Genomic DNA, 3,202 nt, shown 5'->3' with positions numbered 1-3,202 from the left:
GCCCCCGCCCGTCGCTCCGTGCGCCGGTCCTGCCGACCGGCGCTGTCCCTGTTCACCCGCCCCCAACGCACGGGGCGCCCGGTCGGTGCCGCACCGCCCGTGGTCAGGCCCCGAGCCGGCCGCGCAGCGCGGCCACCCGGGCCAGCGTCGAGTCCCGGCCGAGGATCTCCATCGACTCGAAGAGCGGCGGCGAGACCCGGCGTCCGGTCACGGCGACCCGCAGCGGGCCGAACGCGAACTTCGGCTTGATCCCGAGCCCCTCGACGACCGCCGTCCGCAGCGCCGCCTCGATGTCGGCGGCCGTGAACGCCGGCAGCGCGCCGAGCGCGGACGTCGCGGCGTCGAGGACGGCCGCCGACTGCGCGCCGTCCTTGGTGACGGTCGCGAGCGCGTCGTCCTCGACGACGAGGTCGCCGTCCGCGGTGAGCAGGAACGCGACCATGGGCACCGCCTCGGCGAGCACCTGGACCCGGGTCTGCACGAGCGGTGCCGCGGCCTCGACGACCGCCCGCTGCGCGCCGTCCGGAGCGCCGTCGGGGGCCGTTGCGACGACCCCCTGGGCCGCGAGGTACGCGACGAGTCGGCCGGCGAAGTCCTCGGGGGCGAGCAGGCGCAGGTGCTCGGCGTTGATCGCGTCGGCCTTCGCCTGGTCGAACCGCGCCGGGTTGCCGTTGACGTCGGTGATGTCGAAGGCCTGCGTCATCTCCGCCATCGAGAAGACGTCACGGTCCTCGGCGATCGACCAGCCGAGCAGCGCGAGGTAGTTGAGCAGCCCCTCCGGGACGAACCCGCGGTCGCGGTGGTGGAAGAGGTTCGACTGCGGGTCGCGCTTGGAGAGCTTGCGGGTGCCCTCGCCGAGCACCATCGGCAGGTGCCCGAAGCGGGGCACCGACGTCGTGACGCCGATCGCGACGAGCGCCCGGTACAGCGCGATCTGGCGCGGCGTCGAGGAGAGCAGGTCCTCCCCGCGCAGCACGTGCGTGATGCCCATGAGCGCGTCGTCGACCGGGTTGACGAGCGTGTAGAGCGGCTCGCCGCCCGCGCGGACGACGACGAAGTCCGGCACCGTGCCGGCCTTGAACGTCACCGGGCCGCGGACGAGGTCGTCGAACGTCAGGTCGTCGTCCGGCATCCGCAGCCGCAGAACGGGTTCGCGGCCCTGTGCGCGGAACGCGGCCCGCTCCTCCTCGGTGAGGTCGCGGTCGTGGCCGTCGTACCCGAGCTTGGGGTCGCGGCCCGCGGCCAGGTGCCGTGCCTCGACCTCCTCGGGCGAGGAGAACGACTCGTAGACGTAGCCGCTCGCGACGAGCTTGCCGACGACGTCGGCGTAGAGGTCCTTGCGCCGGCTCTGCCGGTAGGGCTCGTGCGGGCCGCCGACCTCGACGCCCTCGTCCCAGTCGATCCCGAGCCAGCGCAGCGCGTCGAGGATCTGCTCGTAGCTCTCCTCGCTGTCGCGCGCCGCGTCGGTGTCCTCGATCCGGAAGACGAACGTGCCGCCCGTGTGCCGGGCGTACGCCCAGTTGAACAGGGCGGTCCGGACCAGGCCGACGTGCGGCGTGCCGGTCGGCGAGGGGCAGAAGCGCACGCGGACGTCGGCGCCGGAGGCGGTCGTCACGGGTGCGTCGGGGGCGCTTCGGAGGCTGCTCATGATGCGGCACAGCCTATCGGCGGACCCGGCGCCGTCCGGCCCGCCACCCGCGCCCGGAAACCGGCTCGGCACCGGCGGCCGGCCGCACTATCGTGGGCGTCTCGCCGCGGTGACGGGCCTGACACCCCCGGAGCGGCGACGGCCGGCCCCCGTCACCGGGCCGAGAGGCCGACCGGTCCGGTCGGCGAAGGTGTGGTGGCACCGCGAGCGACCCGATCGCCCACACCTCCCGGGAGCCGTACTCCCCGGAGGTGACCACCATGAGACGCATCCTCAGCAGCACCCTGCCCGAGCACGTCGGCGGGACCGTCCGCCTCGAGGGCTGGGTGCACCGCCGCCGCAGACTGGCCGCGGTGACCTTCCTCGTGCTGCGCGACCGCGCCGGCCTCGCCCAGGTCGTCGTCGCCGACGAGGCCGTGCGGCGGCTCGTCGAGGGCGTCGGCGAGGAGAGCGTCGTCCGCGTCACCGGCACGGTGACGGCCAACCCCAAAGCGCCCGGCGGGGTCGAGGTGACGTCCCCGGCCGTCGAGGTGCTGTCGACCGCGCAGACGCCCCCGGTCGAGCTGTGGCGCCCGACCCTCGACGTCTCGCTGCCGACCCTGCTCGACCACGCCTCGACGACGTGGCGGCACCCGCGCCGGCAGGCCGTGTGGCGGCTCGCGGCGGCGTCCGTCAAGGGGTTCCGCGAGAGGCTCGACGCGACCGGCTTCACCGAGATCACGACGCCCAAGCTCGTCGCCTCGTCGACCGAGTCCGGCGCGAACGTGTTCGGCGTCGAGTACTTCGGCCGGACGGCGTACCTCGCGCAGTCGCCGCAGTTCTACAAGCAGGCGATGGTCGGCGTCTTCGAGCGGGTCTACGAGGTCGGCCCGGTGTTCCGCGCCGAGCCGCACGACACGGTCCGGCACCTCGCCGAGTACGTCTCGCTCGACGTCGAGCTGGGCTTCGTCGACAGCCACCGGGACGTCCTCGCCGTCCTGCGCGACGTGCTCGCCGGCATGGTCGCGTCGGTGCGGGAGAACGCCGCCGAGGCGCTCGCGCTGACCGGCGCCCGGCTGCCCGAGGTGCCGGAGCAGATCCCCGTCGTGCACTTCACCGAGGCGCTGCGGATCGCCGGCGCCGACCCCGACGAGCCCGACCTCGCACCCGAGCACGAGCGGGTGCTCGGGGCGTGGGCGCTCGCCGAGCACGGCAGCGACCTGCTCGCCGTCGAGGGCTACCCGGCGGCGAAGCGGCCGTTCTACACGCACCCGCAGACCACGCCGGAGCCGGACGGCCGATGGACGAACTCCTTCGACCTGCTGTTCCGCGGGCTCGAGCTCGTCACGGGCGGCCAGCGGCTGCACCGGTACGAGGACTACGTCGCGGCGCTCGCGGCGCGCGGCGAGTCACCCGGCCCGTACGAGAGCTACCTGGAGACGTTCCGCTACGGCATGCCGCCGCACGGCGGCTTCGCGATCGGCCTCGAACGCTGGACGGCCCGGCTCGTCGAGGCGGACAACATCCGCACGACGACGCTCTTCCCCCGCGACCTGCACCGCCTGACCCCCTGAC

General features: G+C 74.3%; 2 protein-coding genes. One reads left to right on the top strand and one right to left on the bottom strand.

Features of this window, described 5'->3' with window-relative positions; translation table 11 throughout:
* Positions 1–103: 103 nt before the first annotated feature.
* A complete protein-coding gene (gene gltX, locus ECOMGDLI_RS02910; RefSeq protein WP_088313427.1) occupies positions 104–1,648 on the bottom strand; it encodes a glutamate--tRNA ligase in 1,545 nt (514 codons plus the stop codon).
* A 260-nt stretch (positions 1,649–1,908) separates the two neighbouring features.
* Between gltX and aspS the strand changes: the two genes are divergently transcribed.
* On the top strand, positions 1,909–3,201 hold the full coding sequence (gene aspS / locus ECOMGDLI_RS02905; RefSeq protein ID WP_088313424.1) for an aspartate--tRNA(Asn) ligase: 1,293 nt from the start codon (positions 1,909–1,911) through the stop codon (positions 3,199–3,201).
* Position 3,202: the final 1 nt, after the last annotated feature.

Source organism: Kineosporia sp. R_H_3, assembly GCF_002198675.1.
Lineage (GTDB): Bacteria > Actinomycetota > Actinomycetes > Actinomycetales > Kineosporiaceae > R-H-3.
The sequence above is the reverse complement of the archived record's forward strand: the minus strand, read 5'-3'. Positions and strand labels throughout refer to the sequence as shown.

Coding starts and splice junctions, on each gene's coding strand:
- gltX (WP_088313427.1), bottom strand. CDS start 1,648: ATGAGCAGCCTCCGAAGCGCCCCCGACGCACCCGTGACGACCGCCTCC.
- aspS (WP_088313424.1), top strand. CDS start 1,909: ATGAGACGCATCCTCAGCAGCACCCTGCCCGAGCACGTCGGCGGGACC.